Origin of the sequence: Mycobacterium sp. DL (assembly GCF_039729195.1) — a bacterium.
GTDB lineage: Bacteria > Actinomycetota > Actinomycetes > Mycobacteriales > Mycobacteriaceae > Mycobacterium > Mycobacterium hippocampi_A.
In genome coordinates this window covers 2326811-2353079 of sequence record NZ_CP155796.1, presented here as the reverse complement: position 1 = coordinate 2353079, position 26269 = coordinate 2326811, and the positions used below count along the sequence as shown (strand labels likewise).

General features: G+C 68.1%; 26 protein-coding genes. 6 read left to right on the top strand and 20 right to left on the bottom strand.

The window, feature by feature from the left end; genetic code table 11:
• Positions 1 to 175: 175 nt before the first annotated feature.
• Positions 176 to 700, top strand: coding sequence for a hypothetical protein (locus tag ABDC78_RS11285; RefSeq protein ID WP_178362301.1), 525 nt, complete (start codon positions 176 to 178; stop codon positions 698 to 700).
• The gene (locus ABDC78_RS11280; protein ID WP_178362300.1) at positions 697 to 1170 is read left to right on the top strand and encodes a ferritin-like domain-containing protein; all 474 of its coding nucleotides are present in this window, start codon (positions 697 to 699) and stop codon (positions 1168 to 1170) included. Before ABDC78_RS11285 ends, ABDC78_RS11280 begins: the two co-directional genes overlap by 4 nt.
• 8 nt (positions 1171 to 1178) lie before the next feature.
• Here ABDC78_RS11280 and ABDC78_RS11275 read toward each other — a convergent pair whose 3' ends face one another.
• From ABDC78_RS11275 to mqo, 8 genes are all read right to left on the bottom strand, one after another.
• Positions 1179 to 2921 carry a proline--tRNA ligase gene (locus ABDC78_RS11275; protein WP_178362299.1) on the bottom strand — a complete coding sequence of 581 codons (1743 nt, stop codon included), beginning with the start codon at positions 2919 to 2921 and terminating at the stop codon, positions 1179 to 1181.
• Positions 2922 to 3003: 82 nt separating this feature from the next.
• Positions 3004 to 4611 (bottom strand): MFS transporter, encoded by a 1608-nt coding sequence (locus ABDC78_RS11270; RefSeq protein WP_178362298.1) that lies wholly within the window; start codon positions 4609 to 4611, stop codon positions 3004 to 3006.
• Between the two features lie 33 nt (positions 4612 to 4644).
• Positions 4645 to 5841, bottom strand: coding sequence for a uroporphyrinogen-III C-methyltransferase (gene cobA / locus ABDC78_RS11265; protein ID WP_178362297.1), 1197 nt, complete (start codon positions 5839 to 5841; stop codon positions 4645 to 4647).
• Positions 5838 to 7205, bottom strand: a complete 1368-nt coding sequence (locus tag ABDC78_RS11260) for a cobyrinate a,c-diamide synthase (RefSeq protein ID WP_178362296.1) — start codon at positions 7203 to 7205, stop codon at positions 5838 to 5840. The genes cobA and ABDC78_RS11260 overlap by 4 nt, the downstream gene beginning before the upstream one ends.
• Before the next feature lie 16 nt (positions 7206 to 7221).
• Positions 7222 to 7836 carry a cob(I)yrinic acid a,c-diamide adenosyltransferase gene (gene cobO / locus ABDC78_RS11255; protein WP_178362295.1) on the bottom strand — a complete coding sequence of 205 codons (615 nt, stop codon included), beginning with the start codon at positions 7834 to 7836 and terminating at the stop codon, positions 7222 to 7224.
• Between the two features lie 12 nt (positions 7837 to 7848).
• The gene (locus ABDC78_RS11250; protein WP_178362397.1) at positions 7849 to 9762 is read right to left on the bottom strand and encodes a VWA domain-containing protein; all 1914 of its coding nucleotides are present in this window, start codon (positions 9760 to 9762) and stop codon (positions 7849 to 7851) included.
• Between the two features lie 74 nt (positions 9763 to 9836).
• Positions 9837 to 10283: a GNAT family N-acetyltransferase gene (locus tag ABDC78_RS11245; protein WP_178362294.1), complete on the bottom strand. Its 447-nt coding sequence runs from the start codon at positions 10281 to 10283 to the stop codon at positions 9837 to 9839.
• Positions 10284 to 10296: 13 nt separating this feature from the next.
• Entirely contained in the window at positions 10297 to 11841 is a 1545-nt protein-coding gene (mqo, locus tag ABDC78_RS11240) for a malate dehydrogenase (quinone) (RefSeq protein WP_178362293.1), read from the bottom strand.
• Positions 11842 to 12001: 160 nt separating this feature from the next.
• Here mqo and ABDC78_RS11235 point away from each other — a divergent pair, with 160 nt between their 5' ends.
• Entirely contained in the window at positions 12002 to 13006 is a 1005-nt protein-coding gene (locus ABDC78_RS11235; protein WP_178362292.1) for an alpha/beta hydrolase, read from the top strand.
• Positions 12999 to 14411, top strand: a complete 1413-nt coding sequence (gene mtr, locus ABDC78_RS11230) for a mycothione reductase (protein WP_178362291.1) — start codon at positions 12999 to 13001, stop codon at positions 14409 to 14411. The genes ABDC78_RS11235 and mtr overlap by 8 nt, the downstream gene beginning before the upstream one ends.
• Before the next feature lie 85 nt (positions 14412 to 14496).
• Here mtr and ABDC78_RS11225 read toward each other — a convergent pair whose 3' ends face one another.
• Together ABDC78_RS11225 and ABDC78_RS11220 are read right to left on the bottom strand one after the other, a co-directional pair.
• Positions 14497 to 15087, bottom strand: a complete 591-nt coding sequence (locus ABDC78_RS11225; RefSeq protein ID WP_178362290.1) for a sigma-70 family RNA polymerase sigma factor — start codon at positions 15085 to 15087, stop codon at positions 14497 to 14499.
• Positions 15088 to 15230: 143 nt separating this feature from the next.
• Positions 15231 to 15626: a DoxX family protein gene (locus ABDC78_RS11220; RefSeq protein WP_178362289.1), complete on the bottom strand. Its 396-nt coding sequence runs from the start codon at positions 15624 to 15626 to the stop codon at positions 15231 to 15233.
• Between the two features lie 308 nt (positions 15627 to 15934).
• Here ABDC78_RS11220 and ABDC78_RS11215 point away from each other — a divergent pair, with 308 nt between their 5' ends.
• Positions 15935 to 16639 carry a response regulator transcription factor gene (locus tag ABDC78_RS11215; RefSeq protein ID WP_218621575.1) on the top strand — a complete coding sequence of 235 codons (705 nt, stop codon included), beginning with the start codon at positions 15935 to 15937 and terminating at the stop codon, positions 16637 to 16639.
• Positions 16636 to 18150: a HAMP domain-containing sensor histidine kinase gene (locus ABDC78_RS11210; protein WP_178362287.1), complete on the top strand. Its 1515-nt coding sequence runs from the start codon at positions 16636 to 16638 to the stop codon at positions 18148 to 18150. Before ABDC78_RS11215 ends, ABDC78_RS11210 begins: the two co-directional genes overlap by 4 nt.
• On the opposite strand, the gene ABDC78_RS11205 is transcribed toward ABDC78_RS11210, so the two are convergent.
• From ABDC78_RS11205 to ABDC78_RS11160, 10 genes are all read right to left on the bottom strand, one after another.
• Positions 18142 to 18882 (bottom strand): ABC transporter ATP-binding protein, encoded by a 741-nt coding sequence (locus ABDC78_RS11205; protein ID WP_178362286.1) that lies wholly within the window; start codon positions 18880 to 18882, stop codon positions 18142 to 18144. The genes ABDC78_RS11210 and ABDC78_RS11205 overlap by 9 nt on opposite strands.
• Positions 18879 to 19658 carry a cobalt ECF transporter T component CbiQ gene (cbiQ, locus tag ABDC78_RS11200; protein WP_178362285.1) on the bottom strand — a complete coding sequence of 260 codons (780 nt, stop codon included), beginning with the start codon at positions 19656 to 19658 and terminating at the stop codon, positions 18879 to 18881. Before cbiQ ends, ABDC78_RS11205 begins: the two co-directional genes overlap by 4 nt.
• A gap of 2 nt (positions 19659 to 19660) precedes the next feature.
• Positions 19661 to 20029 (bottom strand): PDGLE domain-containing protein, encoded by a 369-nt coding sequence (locus tag ABDC78_RS11195; protein ID WP_178362284.1) that lies wholly within the window; start codon positions 20027 to 20029, stop codon positions 19661 to 19663.
• On the bottom strand, positions 20026 to 20730 hold the full coding sequence (locus tag ABDC78_RS11190; RefSeq protein ID WP_178362396.1) for an energy-coupling factor ABC transporter permease: 705 nt from the start codon (positions 20728 to 20730) through the stop codon (positions 20026 to 20028). The genes ABDC78_RS11195 and ABDC78_RS11190 overlap by 4 nt, the downstream gene beginning before the upstream one ends.
• A 59-nt stretch (positions 20731 to 20789) precedes the next feature.
• On the bottom strand, positions 20790 to 21137 hold the full coding sequence (locus tag ABDC78_RS11185) for a metalloregulator ArsR/SmtB family transcription factor (RefSeq protein WP_178362283.1): 348 nt from the start codon (positions 21135 to 21137) through the stop codon (positions 20790 to 20792).
• 64 nt (positions 21138 to 21201) lie between these two features.
• Complete coding sequence (locus tag ABDC78_RS11180) at positions 21202 to 21951, bottom strand: GntR family transcriptional regulator (RefSeq protein WP_178362282.1); 750 nt, start codon at positions 21949 to 21951, stop codon at positions 21202 to 21204.
• 15 nt (positions 21952 to 21966) lie between these two features.
• Positions 21967 to 22743, bottom strand: coding sequence for a 3-oxoacyl-ACP reductase (locus ABDC78_RS11175; protein ID WP_178362395.1), 777 nt, complete (start codon positions 22741 to 22743; stop codon positions 21967 to 21969).
• Positions 22740 to 24116 (bottom strand): aldehyde dehydrogenase family protein, encoded by a 1377-nt coding sequence (locus ABDC78_RS11170; protein ID WP_178362281.1) that lies wholly within the window; start codon positions 24114 to 24116, stop codon positions 22740 to 22742. The genes ABDC78_RS11175 and ABDC78_RS11170 overlap by 4 nt, the downstream gene beginning before the upstream one ends.
• Positions 24113 to 24886: a gamma-glutamyl-gamma-aminobutyrate hydrolase family protein gene (locus tag ABDC78_RS11165; RefSeq protein ID WP_178362280.1), complete on the bottom strand. Its 774-nt coding sequence runs from the start codon at positions 24884 to 24886 to the stop codon at positions 24113 to 24115. The genes ABDC78_RS11170 and ABDC78_RS11165 overlap by 4 nt, the downstream gene beginning before the upstream one ends.
• Positions 24873 to 26237 (bottom strand): glutamine synthetase family protein, encoded by a 1365-nt coding sequence (locus ABDC78_RS11160; RefSeq protein WP_178362279.1) that lies wholly within the window; start codon positions 26235 to 26237, stop codon positions 24873 to 24875. Before ABDC78_RS11160 ends, ABDC78_RS11165 begins: the two co-directional genes overlap by 14 nt.
• Positions 26238 to 26269 lie beyond the last annotated feature (32 nt).

The following is a 26269-nucleotide window of genomic DNA, read 5'->3' as shown; positions in this document are numbered from 1 at the left end:
TTGAGTTGTCCGGACCACGGGTCGTGGCGACATCACGCAGAACGTAAGTCGCGGACCCGACACACCACGATACGCCAGCGTCGGCAAGCCAAATAACGAAAACCGGTCCCTGGCGGGGGTCCGACACCGATCTCCACCTCCGCGGCGCCGGCGGCGGCAATGGCAGGATGTTGGCGTGCCGAGCCCTTCGCCGACCCTCAGCCGCCGCCGCATACTCGTCGGGGCGGCAACGTTGGTGATGGTCGGGGCGACGGCGGCGACATCGGTGGCATGTGGCACCGCGGCTCCCCCGCCCGACCTCGACGACCTGACGACCGCGCTGGATCGCGCCCGCGCCGACAGCCGCCTGGCCACCGACGCCGTCGTGGCCGCCCGTGGATCGGCCGCCGATGCACTGACCGACGTCGCCGCCGAGCGCGCGGCGCACGCCGAGGCGCTTTCCGAGGAGATCGTGCGGATGACCGGCCACGCCGCCCCGACCGCTTCCGTGACCACGACCACGACCACGACGACCGAGTCGGCGGCCACAACCGTGCCCACCGTCGACGACGTGATCGGCTCCCTGCGGGCGTCGGCCGACAGCGCCGCGCAGGCCGCGGCCGAGTTGTCCGGCTATCGCGCCGGGCTGCTCGGGTCGATCGCCGCAGCCTGTACGACCGCCTACAGCGTGGCGCTGACCCCGGCCGGTGGTGCCCGGTGACATCCCCCGATCCCGCACCGGAACCGACCCGTCCGAGCGACGCGGCCGACGGCGCATTGTTCGATGCGATCGCCACCGAGCACGCCACCATCTACGGGTACGGCGTCGTCTCCGCGCACTCGGTCCCCGAGGTCAACTACCTCGTGGCCCAGGCGATGGCCGAGCACCGGGCCCGGCGGGAGGCAGCGATCGTGCTGCTCAACGACAGTGGAGCCGCAGAGCCGATACCCGCAGCCGGGTATTCGCTGCCGATGGAGGTCGACACTCCCGCCGATGCGGCCAACCTGGCGGTGACGATGGAGCAGGACGCGGCCACGGCGTGGCGCGCCGTCATCGAGCAGGCGACCGAACCGGGCGTGCGGACATTCGGGGTCACCGCGCTGACCGAATGCGCGATCACCGCAGCGCTCTGGCGCCGCGTCCGCGAGGACACCACGATCACCGTGGCGTTTCCCGGCGGCACCGAATGACCGGCCCGCTAGCGGATAGCCGCGGCGATGTCGGCCGCTGCGGCCTCGATCGGCACATCGCGCTTCTCGCCACTGAACCGATCGCGTAGCTCGACCACACCGTCGGCCCACCCCCGGCCGACCACGACGATCCACGGCACACCGAGCAGTTCGGCGTCCTTGAACTTGATCCCGGGCGAAGACTTCCGGTCGTCGAGCAGTACCTCGAAGCCCTGCACGTCGAGTTGACCGGCGAGCTCGGTGGCCCCGGTGCGCGCGTCGGCGTCCTTGTTGGCGATGACGATGTGCACGTCGAACGGCGACACCGACGACGGCCAGCGCAGCCCGAGCTCGTCGTGATGCTGCTCGGCGATCACCGCCACGAGTCGCGATACGCCGACGCCGTAGGACCCCATCGTCAACCGCACGGGCTTGCCGTCCTCGCCGAGCACGTCGGCGGTGAACGCGTCGGTGTACTTGCGGCCCAGCTGGAAGACGTGGCCGATCTCGATACCACGCGCAGCGACCAGCGGTCCCGAGCCGTCGGGTGAGGGGTCGCCCTCGCGGACTTCGGCGGCCTCGATGGTGCCGTCGGCGGTGAAGTCGCGACCGGCCACCAGCCCGACCACGTGGCGACCCTGCGCGTCAGCTCCGGTGATCCACGACGTGCCGTCGACGATGCGGGGGTCGACCAGATATCGAACCCCGTTGGCGAGCAGGCCCTTCGGGCCGATATAGCCCTTCACCAGGAAGGGATGCTTGGCGAAGTCGGCGTCGTCGAGCATCGCGTACTCCGCCGGCTCGAGGGCGGCACCGAGTCGTTTGTCGTCGACCTCACGGTCGCCCGGAACACCGATCGCGAGCAGTTCCCAGTCGCCACCGGGCAACCGGGTCTTGAGCAACACGTTCTTCAGCGTGTCCGCTGCGGTGACCTGCCTGCCGAGTCCGGCGCCGTTGGCCCATTCGACCAGCGTGGCGATCGTCGGGGTGTTGCCGGTGTCGTACTCGACGGCTTCGGGCAGCCCGTCGAAAGCGATGGATTCCGGCCGCGCTGTGACCACAGCCTCGACGTTGGCCGCGTATCCGGATTCCAGGCAGCGCACGTAGGTGTCCTCGCCGATGTCGCTCTCGGCGAGGAACTCCTCAGACGCGCTGCCGCCCATGGCCCCCGACACCGCGGACACGATGACGTAGCGCACGGCCAGCCGTTCGAAGATCTTCTGATAGGCGTCACGGTGCGCGTAGTAGGCGTTCTTGAGCCCCTCGTCGTCGACGTCGAACGAGTACGAGTCCTTCATCACGAACTCGCGACCCCGCAGGATGCCCGCCCGTGGGCGGGCCTCGTCCCGGTACTTCGTCTGGATCTGGTAGAGCCGCAACGGGAAATCCTTGTACGAGGAGTACTCACCCTTGACCGTCAGGGTGAAGAACTCCTCGTGCGTCGGCCCCAGCATGTAGTCGCTGCCGCGACGGTCCTTGAGCCGGAACACGCCGTCGCCGTATTCGGTCCACCGGTTCGACGTCTCGTAGGGGCCACGCGGCAGCAGCGCGGGGAACAGGATCTCTTGGCCGCCGATGGCGTTCATCTCACTGCGGACGACCGCCTCGACCTTGCGGAGCACCTTCAGGCCCAGCGGCAGCCAGCTGTAGAGACCGGGGCCGATGGGCCGCACGTATCCGGCCCTGATCAACAGTTTGTGGCTGGGCACCTCGGCATCGGCGGGGTCGTCGCGCAGGGTACGCAGGAACAGCTCGGACATACGGGTGATCACAGCCGACAACCTTACTTCTGCGGGTGAATCGGGCGCGCCAGCGCACCGTCACGATCGCCCGACGCGCCGAATCCGAGAGGAGCTAAAGCTCCCCGGCGTCGATGGCGTCCTTGACTTCCTGCGCGTGCGCCACCTGCTCGGCGGTGTAGCCGATGAACAGTGCGGCGCCGCCGACGATGATCGCCACCGCGGCCACCCACAACAGGCCATACGAGTACGCCTGGTCCAGCGCGTGCAACTGTGCTGCGTTCATGTCCTTCACCGGGCCGGTGGTGCCGCCCAGATACAGGGTGCGCGAGGTGATGACGGCCTGGATGACGGCCAGCACGACCGGCCCGCCGAGGCTCTGCAACATCAGGGCGATGGCCGACACGGGCCCGATCTGATCGAACCCGACACCGGCGATCGCCGACACCGTCAGCGGCACCACGATCATTCCGATACCGAAGCCACCGATGGTGATCGGCAGAACGAGGTTCGGGAAGTACGGGATGCCGGCGTCCAGCGTCGAGCCGTAGAGCATCGCCGCGAGTACCAGCACACCACCGGCGATCACCAGGATCCGCGGCGGGAACTTCGACACCAGCGCCGAGGACAGGCCCAGGCCGATTCCGAGCGCGATGACGAACGGGATGAACCCGATACCGGCGCGCAACGCGCTGTACCCGAGGATGTCCTGCACGTACAGGCCGATCGTCACGGTCAGCGTGAACATCACACCGCCGGCGAGGAAGATCGCGGCGAAGGTGGCCACCCGGTTGCGGTCGTGGAACAACTCGAACGGAACAACCGGGTTCTCGGCCGTGCGCTCGACGAAGAGGAACGCCGCAAAGGCGGCCAGCGCCACCACACCGGAGGCGATCGTGACCGTCGACAACCAGCCCTGTTCGGGCCCCATCGAGAAGGCGAACACCGCGGCCGTGCAGCCCAGCGTCGCCAGCAGCGCACCTGCCGCGTCGAGCTTCAGCCGCTCCTTGTTGGTCTCCCGAAGCGTCTTGCGGGCCAGGTAGATCACGAGCAGGCCGATGGGCACGTTCACCAGGAAGGCCAACCGCCACGACACCTCGGTCAGCGCACCACCGGCGACCAGGCCCAGCACCGAGCCGACGCCCGTCATCGCCGCGAAGACAGCTGTGGCCGCGTTGCGGGCCGGCCCCTTCGGGAATGTCGTCGCGATCAGCGCCAGACCCGTGGGTGAGGCGATGGCGGCGCCGACACCCTGCAGGAGCCGGGCGATCACCAGGGTGGCTTCGTCCCAGGCGATGCCGCACAGGATCGAGGCGATGGTGAACAGCGCGACGCCGACGATGAAGGTGCGCTTGCGGCCGATGGTGTCGCCGAGGCGCCCACCCAGCAGCATCAGCCCGCCGAACGTCAGGACATAGGCGGTGATGACCCAGCTGCGGCCGGCGTCGGACAGGTTGAGTTCGTCCTGGATCTTCGGCAGCGCGACGATGGCGATGGTGCTGTCCATCGTCGCCAGCAGCTGCATGCCACCGATGGCGATGACCGCGGCGAAGAAGCGCCGCGAGGGAAGCCAGGCAGGGGTCTTGCCGGATCGCGGCGCAGCAGCACCGGCGGCGGCCGTTCCGGAGGCAGTGGCGGGTTGCGCTCGCTTGGAGCCCCACTTTTTTCTGCCTTCGGCATCACGTTGGATGGCGGCGCGCTCTGCGTCATTGAGAGCCGTCATACCGAGTTACCTTACAGTACTCTTAAGATTCCTTTACCCAGCGAAGCCCGCGACAGCACCGATCACGATGATCGCGGGAGGCCGGATGCCGTCCGACCGGATTCGCTCCGGCGCGTCGGCGAGCGTGGCCCGCAGCGTGCGCTGCGACGACATGGTGCCGTGCTGCACCACCAGAACCGGCGTATCGGCTGGTCGGCCGCCTTTCATCAGAACCTCGGCAAAAAGCTCGATCCGTTCGACCGCCATCAGCAGCACGATCGTGCCGGTCATCGCGGCCAGCGCATCCCAATTCACTAACGATTCCGGATGGTCGGGCGCCACATGGCCGCTGACCACCACGAACTCATGGTTGACCGCCCGATGCGTGACCGGGACACCGGCAAGTGCAGGAACCGCTATGGCACTGGTCACACCGGGCACCACGGTGACCGGAATGCCCGCATCGGCGCACGCGATGATCTCCTCGTAGCCCCGCGCGAACACGAACGGGTCGCCGCCTTTGAGCCGCACCACGAACTTGCCGGCTCGGGCCCTGTCGATGAGCACCTCGTTGATCGCGTCCTGGGCCATCGCGCGGCCGTACGGGATCTTCGCCGCGTCGATCACCTCGACATCCGGCGACAGCTCGGCGAGGAGTTCCTGCGGGGCGAGGCGGTCGGCGACGACGACGTCGGCATGTGCCAGCAGTCGCCGACCGCGCACCGTGATCAGTTCAGCGTCTCCGGGCCCGCCGCCCACCAACGCCACGCCGCCGTGCACCACTCCAGGGGCCTCGGCCGCGATCAGACCCTGCTGCAGGGCCTCGTGGATCGCCGAGCGGATGGCCGCCGACCGGCGGTGCTCGCCGCCTGCCAGCACCCCCACCGCGAGCCCCTCGTACTCGAAGGACGCCGGCGTCACGGCGGTACCTTCGCGCGCCACGTCGGCACGCACGCAGAAGATGTGCCGACGTTCCGCTTCCGCGACGATGGCGGCGTTGACCTCGGGGTCGTCGGTGGCGGCGATCACATACCAGGCGCCTTCGAGATCACCCTCACGAAACTCCCGCATCGTCAACGTGATTCCGTCGATGCCCTCGACAGCAGGGGTGGCAGCGACGGTGATGACGTGCACATCGGCGCCACTGGCGACCAGCAGCGGCAGTCGGCGCTGCGCGACGGTGCCCCCACCCACGACGACGACCTTCTTGCCCGTCAGCTGCAGGCCGACCAGATAGGCGTTCTCGATCACCCGGCGAGCCTAGATGTTGCGGCCGCAGCGACGAAGCGGGCGATCGCCTGCGGGTGCGCGGCCGGATGGGTGTGCAGATATCCGGCGTGGACGCCACCCTGCACGGCGCCGTCGTCGACGATCCCGCCGCCCCAACCCTTGAAGCGCCACGCCGGTTGCGGGTTGTCGGCGAACTGCACCTTGGTGCGGTGGAACTCGTGGCCGACGGACCGGTCACCCAGGGCGTGCAGTGAGGAATCGACAACCGCCACGGCGTCGCGGTAGCCGAGGGTCAGGGAGTCGGAGAACGCCGCCGATCCGGCCAGTACGCCACACATCGGGTGTCCGTCGAGGTCGTCGACCAGATAGATCAGCCCCGCGCACTCGGCGTGCACCGGTGCACCGCTCGCGGCCAGCGCGCCGATCTGTTGGCGCACCAACGCGTTGGCCGACAGGTCGGTACTGAACTGTTCGGGAAACCCTCCCGGCAGCACCAGCGCCGCCGACCCCGGCGGCAACGGATCGTGCAGCGGGTCGAAGTCCACGACGTGCGCGCCGGCGGCCCGCAACAGCTCGCCGTGTTCGGTGTAGCCGAAACTGAACGCCTTGCCCGCGGCCAACGCGACGGTCACCGGTTCGGCGAGTGGTTCGGACTGCCGCGGTGTCCACGGCTCGTCGGCGACATGGCTCGCCGCAGCGGCGACAAGCGCGTCGAGATCGACGTGGCGGGCCACCAACCCGATCATCGCCTCGACCGCGGCGCCGGCCCGGCGGCCGTGCTCCACGGCCGTCACGAGCCCGAGATGCCGCGACGGAACGCTCAACTCGTCGGCGCGGGGTATGGACCCCAGCACCGCCACCCCCGCCTGCGCACACGCCTGACGCAGCACCGCATCGTGGCGTGCGGACCCGACGCGGTTGAGGATCACCCCGGCCAGACGCACGCTGTGGTCGAACGTCGCAAAACCGTGCAGAAGTGCGGCGACGCTGTGGCTCTGACCGCGCGCGTCGACGACCAGCACCACGGGAGCACCCAGCAGCGCGGCGACGTGTGCGGTGGAACCCCGCGCAGCTGCCGAGCCACCCTCTGCGATGCGGCCGTCGAACAGACCCATGACGCCCTCGACGACCGCTATGTCGGCGTCGTCGCTGCCGTGCCGGTACAGCGGACCGATCAGGTCCTCCCCGACGAGCACCGCGTCGAGGTTGCGCCCGGGACGCCCGGCGGCCAACGCGTGGTATCCCGGATCGATGAAGTCCGGTCCGACCTTGAACGGCGCCACCCGGTGGCCGGCACGGCGCAGGGCACCCATCAGACCCGTTGCGACGGTGGTCTTTCCGCTGCCCGACGCCGGCGCGGCGATCACGACGGCCGGGGTGCTCACGACCCGCTCCGCAAGGTCACCACTCGATGCCCTTCTGACCTTTACGGCCGGCGTCCATCGGATGCTTGACCTTCGTCATCTCGGTGACCAGATCGGCGGCCTCCAACAGCGCCGCAGGGGCGTCGCGGCCGGTGATCACCACGTGCTGATTGCCCGGCCGCGAACGCAGCACCTCCACCACCTCGTCGGTGTCCACCCAGCCCCATTTGAGTGGGTAGGTGAACTCGTCGAGCACGTAGAAGTCGTGGCGCTGCTCGGCCAACCGGCGCGTGATCTCGGCCCAGCCGTCGGCCGCCGCGACGGCGTGGTCGACCTCGGTTCCGGCCTTACGCGACCAGGACCAACCCGAGCCCATCTTGTGCCATTCCACAGGTCCGCCGACGCCGCGCTCGTCGTGGACGCGGCCGAGTTCGCTCAACGCGCTCTCCTCCCCGACCCGCCACTTGGCGCTCTTGACGAACTGGAACACCCCGATGTCGAAGCCCTGATTCCAAGCCCGCAGCGCCATCCCGAACGCGGCGGTGGACTTGCCCTTGCCCGGCCCGGTGTGCACGGCCAGCAGCGGGGCGTTACGCCGCGCCCGAGTCGTCAACCCGTCGCGGGGAACTGTCAGCGGTTGTCCCTGAGGCATCGGCCCACCCTCCTACGCCGCGCCGCGGTCGGTCTGCACCTTGACAAGATCGGTCAGGCTGTCGGCTCGCAACTGATCCAGCCGCACCGCCGGCGCGTTCAGGTGCCGGGCCAGATCACTCGCCAGATCCAGTCGGATGTAGGACGTTTCGCAGTCGACGACGACGGCGGCGGCACCTTCGGCGACGAGGCGGGCCGCAGCGATGCGGGTCCGGCCGAGCGGGTCGGGACCACCGGTCGCGCGGCCGTCGGTGAGCACCACCACGAGGCTGCGGCGTGCGCGGTCACGGGCACGCTCCCGCACCACCATGTCGCGGGCGGCCAACAATCCCTGCGCCAGCGGCGTCCTGCCACCGGTGTCGAAGCGGGCCAACCGACTGCTCGCGATGTATACCGACGACGTCGGCGGCAGCAGAACCTGCGCGGCGTCCCGGCGGAAGGTGATCACCGCGACCTTGTCCCTGCGCTGATAGGCGTCGCGCAGCAGCGACAGAGTGGCGCCTCCGACCGCCGACATCCGGTCGCGCGCCGCCATCGAACCCGAGGCGTCCACGACGAAGATCACCAGATTGCCTTCGCGTCCTTCCCGGACTGCGCGCCGGACATCACCGGGACCCGGTCGCACCCTGCCCGCCGCCGCCTGCCGTCCCGCCGCGGCCAGCAGCGTCGCGAACACGTGAACTCCGTGTCCCGCATCGGGTTCGGTGGCTGCGGCGACGACGGTGCCGGTGCGGTTGCGGGCGCGTGATCGCCGGCCCGGCGCACCCTCGCCCACCCCGGGAACGACGAGCGCCTTGGTGCGGAACGCCAACGACGGCGGGGCACTGGACAGCGTCGGAGCAGGCGGGGCGTTCGAGACCGACTTCGCCGGAGACCCGTCAGATCGCGGCGAGCTCGCCGCCTCCGCTGAATCCTGCTGGGGTGCTTGCCCGTTCGCAGACTCCTCGGGGGCCGCTTCGCCACCCCCCGGCGGATCCGGCTCGGGGTCCGGCTCGGGCGGCTCCTCGGCGTCCTGACCCGCCTGGTCCATCGCGTCGTCGAGGCGGTCCGGATCCAGACCGGGATCGTCGAACGGGTCGCGGCGGCGGCGGTGCGGTAGCGCGAGTTCGGCGGCCACCCGGATGTCGTCCTCGTCGACGGTGATCCTTGCTTCCGTCGCTTCGCCCGCCCCGGTTGTTTCGCCCGCCCCGCGCCACGCCGCGTGAGCCACCGCGGTCCTGGCGACCACCAGATCGGCGCGCATCCCGTCGACGTCGAAGGCCGCGCACAGCGCGGCGATACGCCGTAATTCCTTGTCGGGCAACACCACATCGGGCAACAGCGCGCGGGCCCGCGAGATACGTTCAGCCAGTTCGGAATCGGCTGCGGCATACCGCTCTGCGAACTCCTGCGGCGCGGCTTCGTAGGCGAGGCGCGCCCGGATCACCGCCACCCGTACGTCGACGTCCCGCGATGCGGCCACGTCGACGGTCAGCCCGAACCGGTCGAGCAGCTGCGGACGCAGCTCCCCCTCTTCGGGATTCATGGTGCCGATCAGCACGAACCGGGAATCGTGGCTGTGCGAGACACCGTCGCGCTCGATGTGCACCCGGCCCATCGCGGCCGCGTCCAGCAGCACGTCGACCAGGTGGTCGTGCAGCAGATTGACCTCGTCGACGTACAGCACGCCGCGGTGCGCGCGGGCCAGCAGGCCCGGCGAGAACGCGTGTTCACCGTCGCGCAGCACCTTCTGCAGATCGAGCGATCCGACCACACGGTCCTCGGTGGCGCCGATCGGCAGTTCGACCAGCTGGCCGCCGTGGTCACCGGACGCCTCGAACGCCTGGGTCAGCACCTTGGCCAGAGCGCGCACCGCCGTCGACTTCGCGGTGCCCTTCTCGCCGCGGATCAGCACACCCCCGATGTCGGGTCGCACCGCGCACAGCATCAGCGCCAGCCGCAACCGATCGTGGCCCACCACCGCGCTGAACGGGTAGTTCGCGGCGGTGCCGTCGGGGCCGGTCACGGTTTCACCATCGGCACGTGCGGGATTCCGTCATCGAGGAATTCGTCACCGTCGCGCACAAAACCCTGCCTGCCGTACATCTCCTCGAGGTAGGTCTGCGCGTTGATGTGGCACGGGTAGTCACCCACCTCCGCCAGCGCAGCCTGCAGCAGGCGGGCGGTGTGGCCATGGCCGCGGTCGCTGCGTTTGGTGCAGACCCGCCCGATCCGGAAGGCCTTCTGGCCCGCGGGATGCTCCTCCATCAGCCGCAGCGTGGAGATGACGACGCCCTCGGGACTCTCCAGCCAGAAGTGGCGTGTCTCGGCAAGCAGGTCACGGCCGTCCAGTTCGGGGTACGGGGTGGCCTGCTCCACGACAAAGACCTCGACGCGCAACTTGAGCAGTTCGTAGAGCGTCCCGGCATCAAGATCCTTGGCCCAACTGCGCCGCAGCGCCACTGTCATACGGCGGCCGCCGTCACGCGGTTGCCGCGGTCGGTGAGTGTTCGGTGCCGGCCTTCGCAACGTCAGGGACGCCACTGGCCGGGCTGTCGAGCTTGAGCACCTTGGTGCCGTGCGCCCACACCTCCTCGAAAAGACCAGGTTCGTCGGACAGTTTGGTGCCCAGCGACGGCACCATCTCCTTGAGCTTGGGAACCCAACCCTCGTACCGGTCGGCGAAGCACCGCTGCATCACGTCGAACATCGCCGGCACCGCGGTCGACGCCCCGGGGGACGCCCCGAGCAGGCCGGCGATGCTGCCGTCGGCGGCCGACAGCACCGTGGTGCCGAACTCCAGCACCCCTCCCTTGCCCTTGGCCTTCTTGATCACCTGGACACGCTGACCTGCGATGTCGAGCTCCCAGTCGGAATCGACTGCGCTGGGGGCGAATTCACGAAGTGTCTCGACCCGCGCCGCTTCGCTGAGCAACAGTTGGCCGATCAGGTACTTCAGCAGACCGCCTTCTGTCAGACCCACACCCAGCATCGGAATCAGGTTGTCCGGCTTGACCGAGAACGGCAGATCGGTGGCCTTGCCCTGCTTGAGGAACTTCGGCGACCAACCGGCGAACGGGCCGAACAGTAACCAGGACTTCCCGTTGATCACCCGGGTGTCCAGGTGCGGCACCGACATCGGCGGCGCGCCCAGAGGCGGCAGGCCGTACACCTTGGCCTGATGCGCCGCAGTGAGTTCCGGCTTGCCGGTGATCAGCCATTCGCCGCCCACCGGGAAGCCGCCGAAGCCCTTGGCCTCCTTGATGCCCGCCTTCTGCAGCAGCGGAAGCGCGTAGCCGCCCGCGCCGACGAAGACGAACTTGGCGTTGATCTTGCGGGTACCGCCGGTGCGCCGGTTGACGACCTTCGCCGTCCACGTGCTGTCGGAGTTCTGTTTCAGGTCGCGCACCTCGTGGCCGAACAGCGTCGACATCCCGCGCTGCGCGCCGTAACCGATCAACTGTCGCGACAGCGACCCGAAATCGACGTCGGTGCCGTCCTGCGTCCAGTTCAGGGCGACCGGGTCGGAGAAGTCCCGCTTCTGCGCCATCAGCGGCAACCGCCGGGTGAACTCGTCGCGGTCGTCGATGAACTCCATCGTGGCGAACAGCGGATTGCCGACAAGCGCCTCGTAGCGTCTCTTCAGATAGTCGGCGTGGTCCGCGCCGTGGACGAAGCTGACATGCGGGATCGGGTTGAGGAAGTTGCGCACATCGGGCAGCACGCCGTTCTCGACGGCGTACGACCAGAATTGCCGCGACACCTGGAACTGCTCGTTGATGTGCACTGCCTTGGTGATGTCGATCGAGCCGTCCGGCCGCGCCGGGGTGTAGTTCAACTCACACAGTGCCGAGTGTCCGGTGCCCGCGTTGTTCCACGGATCGCTGCTCTCGGCGGCCGCGCCGTCGAGGCGCTCGACCAATGTCATCGACCAACCCGGCTCCACCAGGCGCAGCAGCACACTGAGCGTGGCGCTCATGATGCCTGCGCCTACCAGCAGGACGTCGGTTTTCTCTGGTTCAGACACCTTGTTATTGGTCCTTCGTGGTCGCTGCCCGTGGATCACGGCTTACCAGCGTTCAGGTTATCCCGCCGCGGTGGGTCCCAACCTGCCGACCACTACCCACGTCCTCCTGAACGTACCCACGTCCTCCTGAACGCCGGCGTTCGGCATTAGGGTGGCTGTCGTGTCCGGATGGGAGCCCGATGTGCTGCCTGGCTACTGGCAGCAGACGTTCGCCCTCGGCACCGATCCGGACGGTGAGGGTGAGCTCGTGGCGACCCTGGTCCGACGCGGTTCGCCGGATCCGGAGGCGGACCGCGCGGTGCTGCTGGTGCACGGATTCACCGACTACTTCTTCAACACCGAACTCGCAGATCATCTCGCCGAGCGCGGCTTCCTGGTCTACGCGCTCGACCTGCACAAATGCGGACGGTCCCATCGCGACGGCCAGACTCCGCACTTCACTACAGACCTGGCCCGCTATGACGTCGAACTGGAGCGGGCGATCGATGTCATCGCAGCCGAGTGTGACGCGCGGGTGCTGGTCTACGGTCACTCGGCCGGCGGACTCGTGGTCTCGCTGTGGCTCGACCGGCTGCGGCGTCGTGCCGAGACGGCGCGCAAGGGTGTGTCGGGGCTGATCCTGAACAGCCCGTGGCTGGATCTGCAGGGGCATCCGATTCTGCGGACACCACCCACCTCGGCGGCGCTGTCCGCCCTCGGCCGGCTCCGCAAACTCTCGGTGGTGCGCCGCCCCACCGAAGGCGGCTACGGCAGCACCCTGCACCGCGACTACCACGGCGAGTTCGACTACGACCTGACCTGGAAGCCCGTCGGGGGCTTCCCGGTCACGTTCGGCTGGATCCATGCGATCAGGCGCGGGCAGGCGAGGCTTCACCGCGGACTCGACGTCGGTGTGCCGAACCTGATCCTGCGCTCGGACCGCAGTGTTCGCGAAGTCAGCGACGCCTCCCGGATCGAGGAGATCCACCGCGGTGACGCCGTACTCGACGTCGCGCAGATCGCACGCTGGGCGGGCTGCATCGGCAACCGGACCACGATCGTGCCGATCACCGACGCCAAACACGATGTGTTCCTGTCGGTGCCCGAGTCGCGGGCGGACGCCTACGCCGAGATGGACCGCTGGCTGGACTGGTACTCAACCGACGGAAGCGGGACTCATGGCTGACTTCGACATCGCGATCATCGGCACCGGATCGGGCAACTCGATCCTCGACGAGCGCTACGCCGACAAGCGGGTGGCGATCTGCGAGCAGGGGGTGTTCGGCGGTACCTGCCTCAACGTCGGTTGCCTGCCGACGAAGATGTTCGTCTACGCCGCCGGGGTGGCCCAACAAGTGCGCGAATCAAGCCGTTACGGTGTCGACGCGCACCTCGACGGGGTGCGCTGGACCGACATCGTCTCGAGGGTGTTCGGGCGCATCGATCCGCTCGCGAGCGGCGGGGAACACTACCGACGGTCCTCGCCGAACGTCGAGGTGTTCGCCAGCCACACCCGCTTCGCCGAACCCTCCGCGGGAGGCGGACATCGCCTGCGCACCGACGACGGCGACGAGTTCAGCGCCGATCAGGTTGTCATCGCCGCCGGAGCGAGGGCAACCGTTCCGCCCGCCATCCTCGACTGCGGAGTGGCCTATCACACCAGCGACACGATCATGCGGATCTCGGATCTGCCCGAGCACATCGTGATCGTGGGCGGGGGGTTCGTGGCGGCCGAGTTCGCGCACGTCTTCTCGTCTCTGGGGTCCCGGGTGACGATCGTGCTGCGCGGTTCGACGATGCTGTCCCACTGCGACGACACCATCTGCGAACGCTTCACCGACATCGCTTCCAGGAAGTGGGAGATCCGCAGCAGACGCAACATCGTGCACGGCAGCACAGACGACTCCGGCGTCACCCTCACCCTCGATGACGGTTCGACGGTGCACGCCGACACGCTGCTGGTCGCCACCGGGCGGATTCCCAACGGCGATCTCCTCGACGCACATCACGCCGGCGTCCGGGTCGACGACGGAATGGTCGTCGTCGACGAATTCCAGCGCACCACCGCACACAACGTGTTCGCGCTCGGCGACGTCTGCTCGCCGTACCAACTCAAGCACGTCGCCAACCACGAAGCGCGGGTGGTCAAGCACAACCTTCTCCAGGACTGGGACGACAGTGCCAACCTGATGCCGTCCGATCACCGCCACGTGCCGTGGGCGGTGTTCACCGAACCGCAGATCGCCTGCGTCGGAATGACCGAGAACGAAGCGCGGGCCGCCGGCCACCGCCTCCGCGCCAAGGTGCAGGACTACAGCGACGTCGGGTACGGCTGGGCGATGGAGGACTCCACCGGGTTCGCCAAGCTGATCGTCGACGACGACAGCGGGTTGCTGTTGGGTGCGCACATCATGGGCCACCAGGCGTCGTCGCTCATCCAGCCGATCATCCAGGCGATGGCGTTCGATCTGCCTGCCCAGGACATGGCGCGTGGGCAGTACTGGATCCATCCCGCCCTGCCCGAGGTGATCGAGAACGCGCTGCTGGCGCTGTGCGGCGAACCGCCCTGGCCGCCGCCGCGGCGGCACTGACCCCCGCCGCCGAGACTGTATTCCACGCGGCGAAACTCACGAAAAGCCCTCGCGGAATACAGTTTCGGCGAAGAAACGCTCACGCTCACGCGGCGCGGTCGCGGTCACGCAGATAGCCCCGGTCGGACGCCACGTCCACCAGCAGTAACCGCAGGGCGCGCCGCCCACGGTGCAAGCGGGACATCACGGTTCCCACCGGGATGTCGAGGATGAGCGCAATCTCCCTGTACCGCAACTCTTCCACGTCCGCGTAGTACACCACCAGGCGCTGATCCTCGCGCAGTTGATCGAGTGCGTTCCGGACCTCGTCGTCGCCGAGAGCCTGCAGCGCCGCCAGTTCGGCGGATTGCAGTCCGCTCGACGAATGACCGGCGTGCGCCGCCAGTTGCGCATCGGTGATGTCCTCGGAGAGCGCCTCCGCGGGCCGGCACTGCCTCTTGCGATAGGAGTTGATCCAGGTGTTGGTCATGATCCGCAGCATCCAGGCGCGGATGTTCGTCCCGTCTTCGAACCCTCCGAACGACCGGTAGGCCTTCAACATCGTCTCCTGCACCAGATCCTCGGCATCGAAGGGGTTGCCGACGTAACGCCATGCGACACGGTAGAGCTGATCGAGCATCGGCAGCGCGTCGCGCTCAAAGCGTTGCGCTACCTCATCTTCCATCACGATATTCATCCCAGGAACCTCCAAATCTATTCTCTGACTGATGATTCCACGGTATCGACAGATCGCGCTCCGGCCAGATCTGCATAGGAAACCCAAACATTTGCAGGCGATATGAAAAAGTTGCTCGCACAGCGCTGTTCGGGACCCACCGCTCAGCGCCGCGACACGGTGAGCGCGCCGGGGCCGGTGAAAACGATGAGCAGGAAGACGAAGCAGTACAGCACTGCGGTCTCACCACCGTTGACGATCGGCCAGAAGCCGTCGGGGAAGTGCCGCCAGAAGTAGGCGACCGCCATCATGCCGGACGCGACGAATGCCGCGGGACGGGTGAACAGTCCGACAGCGATGAGGCCGCCGAGCACCACTTCGAGCGCGCCCGCCCACCACATCGGCCAAGCGCCGAGCGCGGCGGGTGAGCCCTGCGGCCATCCGAACAGCTTCGCCGTTCCGTGCATGATGAACAGCAGCGCGACGGCGATCCGGAAGATGCCGAGCGCCATGGACGACTGTGCGTTCAGGCGTGTCTCGAGCACGGTCTCTGTTGACATGTCGTGGTGTGCCTTCCCTGGATTTGAACGTGGCACGGCGCCGCAGCGACTGCGCCACTGCGTGATCGCACATGCATGAACTGGGTGCCGGACCACGGCGGCCGACTCCGACTGCCCATCCTCGCGGATTCAGCGGCCGATTTGGGGCCTCTCATAGACGATTCACATGCGCTCGAGGCGCCGCAGTCCTATGAGATTCGTATGAGCGTGGCGACCGAGCGTGCAGTGGACGTCACAATGGTCTGGTGACGTCTGCACCGGTCGAGGACCAAGGCCCCCGTCGCGCGATTCTGGGCCAACTGCCCCGCATGTACCGCGCCGACGGGTCGCCGATCCGGGTGCTGCTCGTCGACGACGAACGGGCGCTGACCAACCTGGTCCGGATGGCCCTGAAGTACGAGGGCTGGGACATCGACGTCGCCCACGATGCCGCGGAGGCCGTCGCCAAGTACGAGGCCGACCCTCCCGATCTGCTCGTGCTCGACATCATGCTGCCCGACATGGACGGGCTCGGCGTACTGAGGCGGCTCCGGGAGTCGGGCACGTACACGCCGACGCTGTTCCTGACCGCCCGCGATTCGGTAGCGGATCGGGTCACCGGCCTGACCACAGGCGGCGACGACTACATGACCAAACCGTTCTCGCTGGAAGAGCTCGTCGCCCGGCTGCGCGGGCTACTCCGGAGGTCGGCCTATCTGACTCCCGCCGGAGACGAGTCGCTGGTGGTGGGCGACCTCACCCTCGACGCTGCGAGCCACGAGGTGGCACGCGCGGGCGAGCCGATCTCGTTGACGTCCACCGAATTCGAGCTTCTGCGACTGCTGATGCGTAATCAGCGAAAAGCGCTCGAACGCACCGAGATTCTGCGACAGGTGTGGAACTACGACTTCGGTGGACGCTCCAGCATCGTCGATCTGTACGTGTCCTATCTGCGCAAGAAGGTCGACGCGGGCCGCGAACCGATGATCCACACCGTCCGCGGGGTCGGATACATGTTGCGACCGGCGCAATGAAGCGCACCTGGCAGAGCTGGACCCTGCTGCGGCAACTTGTTGTCGGAGTCTCCGCGGTGGTGATGATCGCCCTGGTGACCGTCGGTGTGATGTCGGTGGTGACGCTGCGGGCGTCGGTGCTGGGCATCATCGACTCGCAGCTGTCGGGGGCCGCCGACGGGACCACCAACTCGGTGGCCAAGTACCGTGCCACGCCCGGTCCCGACGGGATGCTGCCTGCGCCGGACGCGATGAAGCCGCTGACCCAGCTCATCGGGCAGGCGCCGGGAAATGTCGTCGCGCTGATCCAGAACGGTGAGGTGGTGGACTCGGCGATCTTCGGCGACGGCGATGCCCGCCCCGCCCCACCGGCGGCGATTGCGGCGATCGCCGAGCGGTCTTGGACCGACCCGCAGCCCCACACCGTGGAACTGCCCGACCTGGGCTGGTACCGGATGGTGGGCCGGCCCGGCGACGGCGACGAGATCCTCGTGACGGCCGTGTCGCGGACGCCCGCGTGGGAGGCGATGATCCGCGAGACGGCGATCGTGTCCGGGATGTCGGCGCTGGCCCTGGTGATCACGGCATTGAGCACCGTGGCCATCGTCCGGTTCGCCCTCCGGCCGCTGCGCCGTGTCGCCGCGACCGCAGCCGAGGTGGCCGCACTTCCGCTGGACCGCGACAACCACGCGATCACCCCGCGGGTGCCCGCCGGTGACAACGATCCCCGGACCGAGGTGGGGCTCGTCGGCGATACCCTCAACCGGTTACTCGACCACGTCGAAGGCGCCCTGGCCGACGTCGCCGCCTCGGACCGGCGGATGCGGCAGTTCATCACCGACGCCAGCCACGAACTGCGCACGCCGTTGGCCGCCATCTCCGGTTATGCAGAGCTGACCCGGCAGGACAGTTCGGTGTTGCCCGAGACCACCGAGTATTCGCTGGCGCGGATCGAGGCCGAAGCACAGCGGATGAGCTCACTGGTCGCCGATCTGCTCCTGCTCGCCCGACTCGACGAAGGACAGGACCTCCAGGCCACCGAGATCGATCTCACCGACCTCGTGGTCGACGCCGTCAACGACGCAGCGGTCTCCGCTCCGTCACACCGCTGGCTGACCGCGGTCCCCGACGGCCCGGTCTGGGTGCGCGGGGACCGGGCGCAGCTGCACCAGACCGTAGCCAACCTGCTGTCCAACGCACGCCTGCACACCCCTGCGGGGACGACGGTGACGGCCGGCATCTCGACCGGAACCGACGACGGCGGTGGCGATTACGTCGAGATGACCGTGGCCGACGACGGACCGGGTATCACGGCGGATCTGCTGCCACACCTGTTCGAGCGTTTCGTGCGCGCCGACAAGTCACGCTCCCGGCAGACCGGCAGTTTCGGACTCGGTCTGTCGATCGCCGCATCGATCGTCGAATCCCACGGCGGCACGATCTCGGCCCGATCCGATTCGGGCAGAACCGCTTTCACCGTCCGCCTGGCCACGATGCGCACCGCCGTCACGGCCGCGCCGACGTCAGCGTGAGCCGACGACAAAGCCCCACGGCAACTCGAGGCGGTGCGCGGCGAGAAGTTCGGTGTTCGACAGCACGTCGCCGATCGGACCGTCGGCGACGATGAGGCCGCCATCCATGACGATCGCGCGGTCACACAGCTGAGCTGCGTACGGCAGGTCGTGGGTGACGATCAGCATCGTCGCGTCGAGCCCCGCCAGGGTCTCGGCCAGTTCCCTGCGGGCGACGGGGTCGAGGTTGGCCGACGGCTCGTCGAGAACGAGCACTTCGGGTTCACACGCCAGAACGGTGGCCAGTGCCGCGCGCCGGCGCTGACCACCCGACATGTGGGCGGGACTGCGCGCGGCCAGGTCGGTCATCGACACGACCTCGAGGGCACGCGCGACACGCGCTTCGAGCTCGGCGCCGCGGACCCCGAAGTTGGCGGGTCCGAAGGCGACGTCCTGGGCGAGGGTCGGCATGAACAGCTGGTCGTCGGGATCCTGGAAGACGACTCCGACCTTGCGCCGGATATCACGAAGGGTCTTGCGCGACAACGCCGTCCCGGTGATCTCGACAGTGCCCTGCGACGCGGTCAGCACACCGTTGAGGTGGAGCATGAGGGTCGTCTTTCCGGCTCCATTGGGGCCGAGCAACGCGACACGCTCCCCTGCGGCGACCTCGAGATCGATACCGCCGAGCGCCGGAAGCCCACCCGGGTAGGAGTAGCTCAGGTTCCGGACACGGATCGCCGGCCGGTTCACCTCAGCACCCACGCGGCGGCTGCGACCATCACCGCGGCCGCCGCAGGCAGCAACACGACCGTCCACTGTCGCGGCGTCGCGGCGGCGACACATCCGGACCCCACCGCCAGCGCGGGAACCCGGCCGTCGAAGCCCCGCGACAGCATCGCCATATACACCCGCTCACCGCGTTCATAGGACCGAAGGAACAGCGCGCCGACACTCTTCGCCGTCGCACCGACCTGATGCAGCATCCGGGGCGAATCACCGCGCGAAACCCGCGCCATCCGCATCCGGCGGGCTTCGGCGGTCAGCACGTCGACATAACGGATCATCAGCGTCAGGACCGAGACGATCATCGCGGGAACCCGGAGCCTGCTCAGCGCGACAGGGAGTTCGCGTGCGGTGGTGGTGGAGGCCAGGGTCAAAGACGCGGCCACACCGAGGGTGCCCTTGATGACGATGCCCCACGCCGCGTACAGGCCTGCCACCGACAACTCCATGCCCGCGACAGTGACCCGCTCACCGCCCTCGGCGAACGGCAGGAGTACCGCGAGCACGATGAACGGCGCCTCGATGAGCATGCGGGGCAGGATCCAGCGCAGCGGGATACGCGCCACCTGCCACAGCACGAGGATGATCAGCGCGTAGAGACCGAAGGGCCAGAACAACTCCCGCGGCGTGGCCACCACGGCGAGGACGAACAGAACCAGGCACACGATCTTGGCCTCCGCGGGTGCCCGATGCAGCGGCGAGTCACCGTCGCGGTACAGCGGATGCGAGTGACCTGCGCCCACCGTCAATCTCTCGTCGGCGACGTGGGTTTCGTGCGGGACCGGGCGATCAGCCAGAAGGCACCGCCGGCGACCACGACCGTGACGACGACGCCGACGATGCCCGCGAGCCCGCCGGTCCCGTCCTGGCCGCCGATCGCGTAGTCGGCTAGCGGCGAGGCCGCGAGGGAATGTTCGTCGGCGTGCTGTGCAATGCATTCACCCCGGAGTTCTTCGCCGGCCGGGGTCTCGATCACCTCGCAGCCCTGCAGCGTCGCCGAGTCCAGACCGTCCGGACTCGAGCTCGCGAAATACGACACACCCCCGGCGATCAGCAGGGTGACCATGGCGAATCCGATCCAGAACCACCATCGGCGTGGCGTCGGCGCCGTCATACCGTGACCTCGGCGCGTGTGTTGGTGCGCAGCAGATACACGAGATCGGGCCGGGCCCGCACCACCGCCATCACGGTCAGTGCGGTGATGATTCCTTCGCCGATCCCGATCAGGACGTGGGTGCCGAACATGTAGGCCGCGACCGTGCCCAGCGACGTCGTCGCCGCTCCCCCGAGCGCATACTCCAGTACGAAACCCATTGCGGCACAAACAGTGCCGATCACCGCGGAGATGAAAGCGATCGTCCCGACAACGGGTACGGGGACATCGGCCCGGCGGCGCCGCGCGAGGCGGTACAAGACCGCCGCGGTCCCGTAGCCGGCGACGACACCGATCACGGACATGTTGGTGATGTTGGTGCCCAACGCCGTCACCCCACCGTCGGCGAACAGAAGTGCCTGGACGATGAGGACGATCGACACACAGAGCGCCCCGGTGTACGGGCCGACGAGGATCGCGGCGAGCGCGCCGCCGAGCAGGTGGCCGCTGACACCGGGAAGGATCGGGAAGTTCACCATCTGCACGGCGAAGACGAAGGCGGCCACGAGTCCGGCGAGTGGCACGGTGCGTTCGTCGAGCTCGGTCCGTGCCTTCGCCACGCACACAGCCATTGCCACCACTGCGATACCGCCGAACAGGAGCGAGATCGGTGCGTTGACGATGCCGTCGCTCATGTGCATCGCGACGTGGTCGACGTTCATCCGCCGAGCGTATTCCGCCATCTGTTCACCTGTCCAGCTGATCAGATGACGGAAGGCGGTCAGTGATGCCCGTGGCGCCCCGCCGGCTCCGAGTGCCGGGCGCCGATCCAGTGCAGCAGGTCGTGCACGATCTCGTCGTCCAACCGGTAGCTGACCGAACGGCCGGTCCGCGTGCTGGTCACCCACCCTTGCGCGCGGAGCACCCGCAGCGCCTGGGACACGGCGTTCTCCGATCGGCCGAGCGCAGCCGCCAGGTCACTGACACAGATTCCGGGCGCGCGGTGCAGGCTCAGCAGGATCTCCAGCCGGTGCGGATCGGACACCAGGTCGAATCGCTGCGCCCATCCCGCCGTATCGACGTCGGACAGCGCCGACGACGCCAACTCGACCACCGACCGATCGTCCACACCGCCAAATGTAGTCCTCAGAGCACTCTGGAGGTCGTACTCGACACGATGGACGATGCCCGGTTCAGTCCAGGAATCCGTGCAGCAGCGAGGCCGAACCCCACACGTGCGCGGTCATCGTCTGTGCCGCGTTGTCCGCGTCGCCGGCCAGGATCGCCATCACGATGGCCTCGTGCTGTTCGTCGGAGTGGGCGATGTTGCGCGCGAGCAGTGGGATCCGATCCAGCAGTTCGTTGAGGCGCATCCGGTTCTGCGCGACCAGCGGCACCAGCGACGGCACTCCGGCGGCCTCGGCGATCGCCAGATGCAACCGCGAGTCCAGGCGCCGGTAGTCCTCGGTGGCGGCGTCGCGCACATCGGCCAGCCGGCTCCACAACGCCTCACGCTCGGTAGCGGTGAGTGTCCGCGCCGCCGCCATCCGCGCGGCACCCACCTCGAGGATCTCCCGCAGGCTCAGCGCGTCGTCGATGTCCGCGCGGGTGAACCTGACCTCGTCGGCACTGGGCGTGGGCAGCGCGTCGGCCAGGAACGTGCCGCCGTAGCGGCCACGGCGCGACACCAGATAGCCCGCGTCGGCCAGCGACTTGATCGCCTCGCGCACCGTGTCCCGGCTGACCCCGAGCCGCGCCGCGAGTTCCCGTTCGGGGGGCAGGGATTCGCCCGGATGCAGCATTCCCAGTCGGATGGTCTGCAGGAGCCGCTCGACGGTGTCCTCGAACGCGTTGAGTGGCCGAACCGGACGCAGCAGGGCGTCGCTGACGTCAGCGCCCTCGGGAAATCTGGCCTTGTCACTGGGGTCCGGTGGGGCTGCCATCTGCGTGGTGGCCCGCTAGAGCGGTGTGACGTAAGCGGAGCTGATCCCGCCGTCGACGAGGAACGACGATCCCGTGATGAACGATGCGTCATCGCTGGCCAGGAATGCCACCGCGGCGGCGAGTTCCTCCGGTTCGGCGAACCGGCCGACAGGCACGTGCACCAACCTGCGGGCGGCCCGCTCGGGATCCTTCGCGAACAACTCCTTGAGCAGAGGCGTGTTGACCGGTCCCGGGCACAGCGCGTTGACGCGGATGCCCTGACGTGCGTACTGCACACCCAGTTCGCGCGACATCGCCAGCACGCCGCCCTTGGAGGCGGTGTAGGAGATCTGCGACGTCGCCGAACCCATCACGGCGACGAACGACGCGGTGTTGACGATCGACCCCTTCTGCTGCGGCACCATGTGCCGCAGTGCGGCCTTGCAGCAGAAGAACACCGACTTCAGGTTGATGTCCTGCACCCGGTCCCATGCGTCGACGCTGGTGTTCTCGATCAGGTCGTCCTCCGGCGGACTGATGCCCGCGTTGTTGAAGGCGATGTCGACACCACCGTGGACCTCGACTGCAGTGTCGAACAGGTGGTCCACCGCAACCTGGTCCGAGACATCGACCTGTACGAAGGTCACGTTGAGGTCGTTCGCGACGCTCTGGCCGGTGGCCGGGTCGACATCCCCGATGACAACGATCGCGCCCTCGGACTGCATCCGCTTCGCGGTCGCCAGACCGATGCCGCTGGCGCCACCGGTGATCACGGCGACCTTGTCCTTCAGTCGCTCGGTCAGATCCATCAGGCACCTTCCTCGTCGGGTTGAACAGCGATGAACACGTTCTTCGTCTCGGTGAACGACAGGGGGGCGTCCGGTCCGAGTTCGCGGCCCAGCCCGGACTGCTTGAAGCCGCCGAACGGCGTGCTGTAACGCACCGACGAGTGCGAGTTCACCGACAGATTGCCGGCTTCCACGGCGCGCGACACCCGCAGCGCCCGAGACACATTGTCGGTCCAGATCGAACCGGACAGTCCGTACACGGTGTCGTTGGCGAGCGCGATGGCATCGGCTTCGTCCTCGAAGGGCAGCACTGTGACCACCGGCCCGAAGATCTCCTCGGTGACGGTGCGGTCGCCGCGCTGCGGAGTCAGCACCGTCGGGGGGAACCAGTATCCGGGACCCGACGGAGCCGAACCCCGGAAGGCGACGGGCGCATCGTCGGGAACGAACTCCGCCACCGAGTCCCAGTGCTTCCGGGACACCAACGGGCCCATTTCGGTCTCACCGGCACGGGGGTCTCCCACCACGACACCCTTGACCGCGGGCTCGAAGAGCTCCATGAATCGGTCATAAACATTGCGCTGCACCAGAATTCGGCTGCGGGCACAGCAGTCCTGCCCGGCGTTGTCGAACACGCCGTACGGCGCGGCGGCAGCGGCGCGCGCCAGGTCGCAGTCGTCGAAGACGATGTTGGCGCTCTTGCCTCCGAGCTCGAGGGTGACCCGTTTGACCTGTGCCGCAGCACCTGCCATCACCCGGGTGCCGACCTCGGTGGATCCGGTGAACACGATCTTGCGGACGTCGGGATGGCTGACGAACCGCTCCCCGACCACCGAACCCCGGCCGGGTAACACGCAGAACAGGTCGGCGGGCAGTCCCGCCTCGACGGCGAGTTCGCCGAGACGGATCGTTGTCAGCGGTGTCCACTCCGCGGGCTTGACCAGCACTGCGTTGCCCGCGGCGAGCGCGGGGGCGAAGCCCCAGGAGGCGATCGTCATCGGGAAGTTCCACGGTGTGATCACCCCGACCACCCCGAGCGGCTCGTTGAAGGTGACGTTCCACCCGCCGGCGACCGGAATCTGTTTGCCGGACAGACGTTCCGGCGTGGCCGAGTAGTACTGGAGGACATCGCGCACGTGGCCGGCCTCCCACCGCGCATTCCCGATCGGATGACCGGAGTTCGCCACTTCCAGTTCCGCCAGTTCTTCTGTGTGCGCATCCACCACGGCCGCGAACGAGCGCAGCGCGGCCGCGCGGTCCGCGGGAGCCTGCCGCGCCCAGCGCCGTTGGGCGACCTTGGCGCGCGCCACCGCGTCGTCGACGCCGGCCTCGTCGGTCTGCTCGACGGTGCGCAGCACCTGCTCGGTCGCCGGATTGATCACTTCACTGACGGTCACAGGCTCACTCTCTCGGTCGCGTAGGCCGTCGCGGCGCCGACCAGCCCCGCAAACAGTCGAAGGTCGTCCAGCCGTTCCTCGGGATGCCACTGCACCGCGATCGCCCAGCTGTGGGGGTACTTCGCGGGATCGATCTCCACCGCTTCGATCACCCCGTCGGCGTCCGACGCGCTGACGATCAGACCGTCGCCGAGGCGGTCGATGGCCTGGTGGTGGTAACACTGGGCGTCGGTGGTCGGCCCGATCAGGCCGGCGACCTTGGTGCCGGACACGGTGCTGATCGACGACGTGGAGAACACCGCGTTGCCCTGCTGGTGGCGGGTGTGCCCGACGACGTCGGGCAGGTGCTGGTGCAGCGTCCCGCCGAGCGCCACGTTGAGCACCTGAGCGCCGCGGCAGATGCCCAGCACCGGGATGCCTCTGCGCAGCGCCCCGCGCAGCAGCATGAACTCGAAGGCGTCTCTGGTGCGGGTGTCCGCGGACGGCTCGTCGGTCGCCGGGTGGCGCCGGCTGCGGTAGGCCGCCGGGTCGACGTCGCGGCCGCCGGTGATGATCAGGCCGTCGAGCCTGTCGAGCACCCGGTCGGCGATGGCCTCGTCTGCGGGCTGCGGGGGCAGCAGCACCGAGATGCCGCCTGCCAGCCCGACGCCCTCGAAGTAGATGGCCGGCAGGAAGCTGGCCCGCACGTCCCACACCCCGGTCTGCGCCTGCTGCAGATACGTGGTCAAACCGACCACGGGACGGACACCCGCGTCGTCACAGCCGCTCAAAACCGCGCACCCTCTCCCAGTCGGTCACCGCCGAGTTGAACGCCTTGAGTTCCACCCGCGCGTAGTTCAGGTAGTGGTCCACGACATCGTCGCCGAACGCCTCGCGCGCGATCTGTGAGTTGTCGAGCAACTCCACCGCTTCGGCCATCGTCGTCGGGAGCCGCTCGGCACCACTGGTGTAGGCGTTGCCCTGCAAGGCATCCGGCAGCTCGAGTCCCTGATCGATACCGTGCAGACCGCCGGCGATCAGAGCCGACACCGCGAGGTACTGGTTGACGTCGCCTCCCGGGGAGCGGCACTCCATCCGCATGCCGTGGCCGTGGCCGACCACCCGCAGTGCACAGGTCCGGTTGTCGATCCCCCATGCGACCGCGGTCGGCGCGAAACTGCCGTCCACATAGCGCTTGTAGGAGTTGATGTTCGGCGCATAGAACAGCGTCATCTCCCGCAGCGTGGCCAGTTGTCCGGCGACGAAACTGCGGAACATCGCCGACATGCCCAGCTCGTCGTCCTCATCGGCGAACACCGCTGAACCGTCATCACCCCGGAACGAGATGTGGATGTGGCAGCTGTTGCCCTCGCGCTCATCGAACTTCGCCATGAACGTCAGGCTCTTGCCGTGCTGGTCGGCGATCTCCTTGGCGCCGTTCTTGTAGATGGTGTGGTTGTCGCAGACGACCAGCGCGTCGTCATAGCGGAAGCCGATCTCCTGCTGGCCGAGGTTGCACTCCCCCTTGACGCCCTCGCAGTACAGCCCCGCACCTTCCATCCCGACCCGGATGTCGCGCAGCAGCGGCTCCATCCGGGTCGAGGCCAGCATGGCGTAGTCGATGTTGTAGTCGGTGGCGGGTTTCAGGCTGCGATAGCCCGCCTTCCAGGCGTCGCGGTAGCTGTCGTCGAACACCATGAACTCGAGCTCGGTTGCCGCGATCGCACCCATGCCGCGCTCGGCGAGCCGGTCGAGCTGAGACCGCAGGATGCTGCGGGGCGCTTGGATCACCGGCTTGCCGTCGGTCCACGACAGATCCGCCATCACCAGCGCGGTGCCGGGCTGCCACGGCAGCAGCCGCAGCGTGGTGAAGTCCGGTGTCATCACCATGTCGCCATAGCCGGTTTCCCAACTGGAGATCTCATAGCCGTCGACGGTGTTCATGTCGACGTCGACCGCCAGCAGGTAGTTGCAGCACTCGGCGCCGTGGTCGGCGACGTCCTCGACGAACAGCCGCGCCGAGATCCGCTTACCGGTCAGCCTGCCCTGCATATCGCAGAACGCGACGATCACGGTGTCGATGTCGCCCGCGGCGACCAGTTGCTCGAGATCGGCTTTTGTCAGCATGCCCCGTGTGCCCATCAGTACCGCCCTGACCTTCCTTGGTGTGCGGC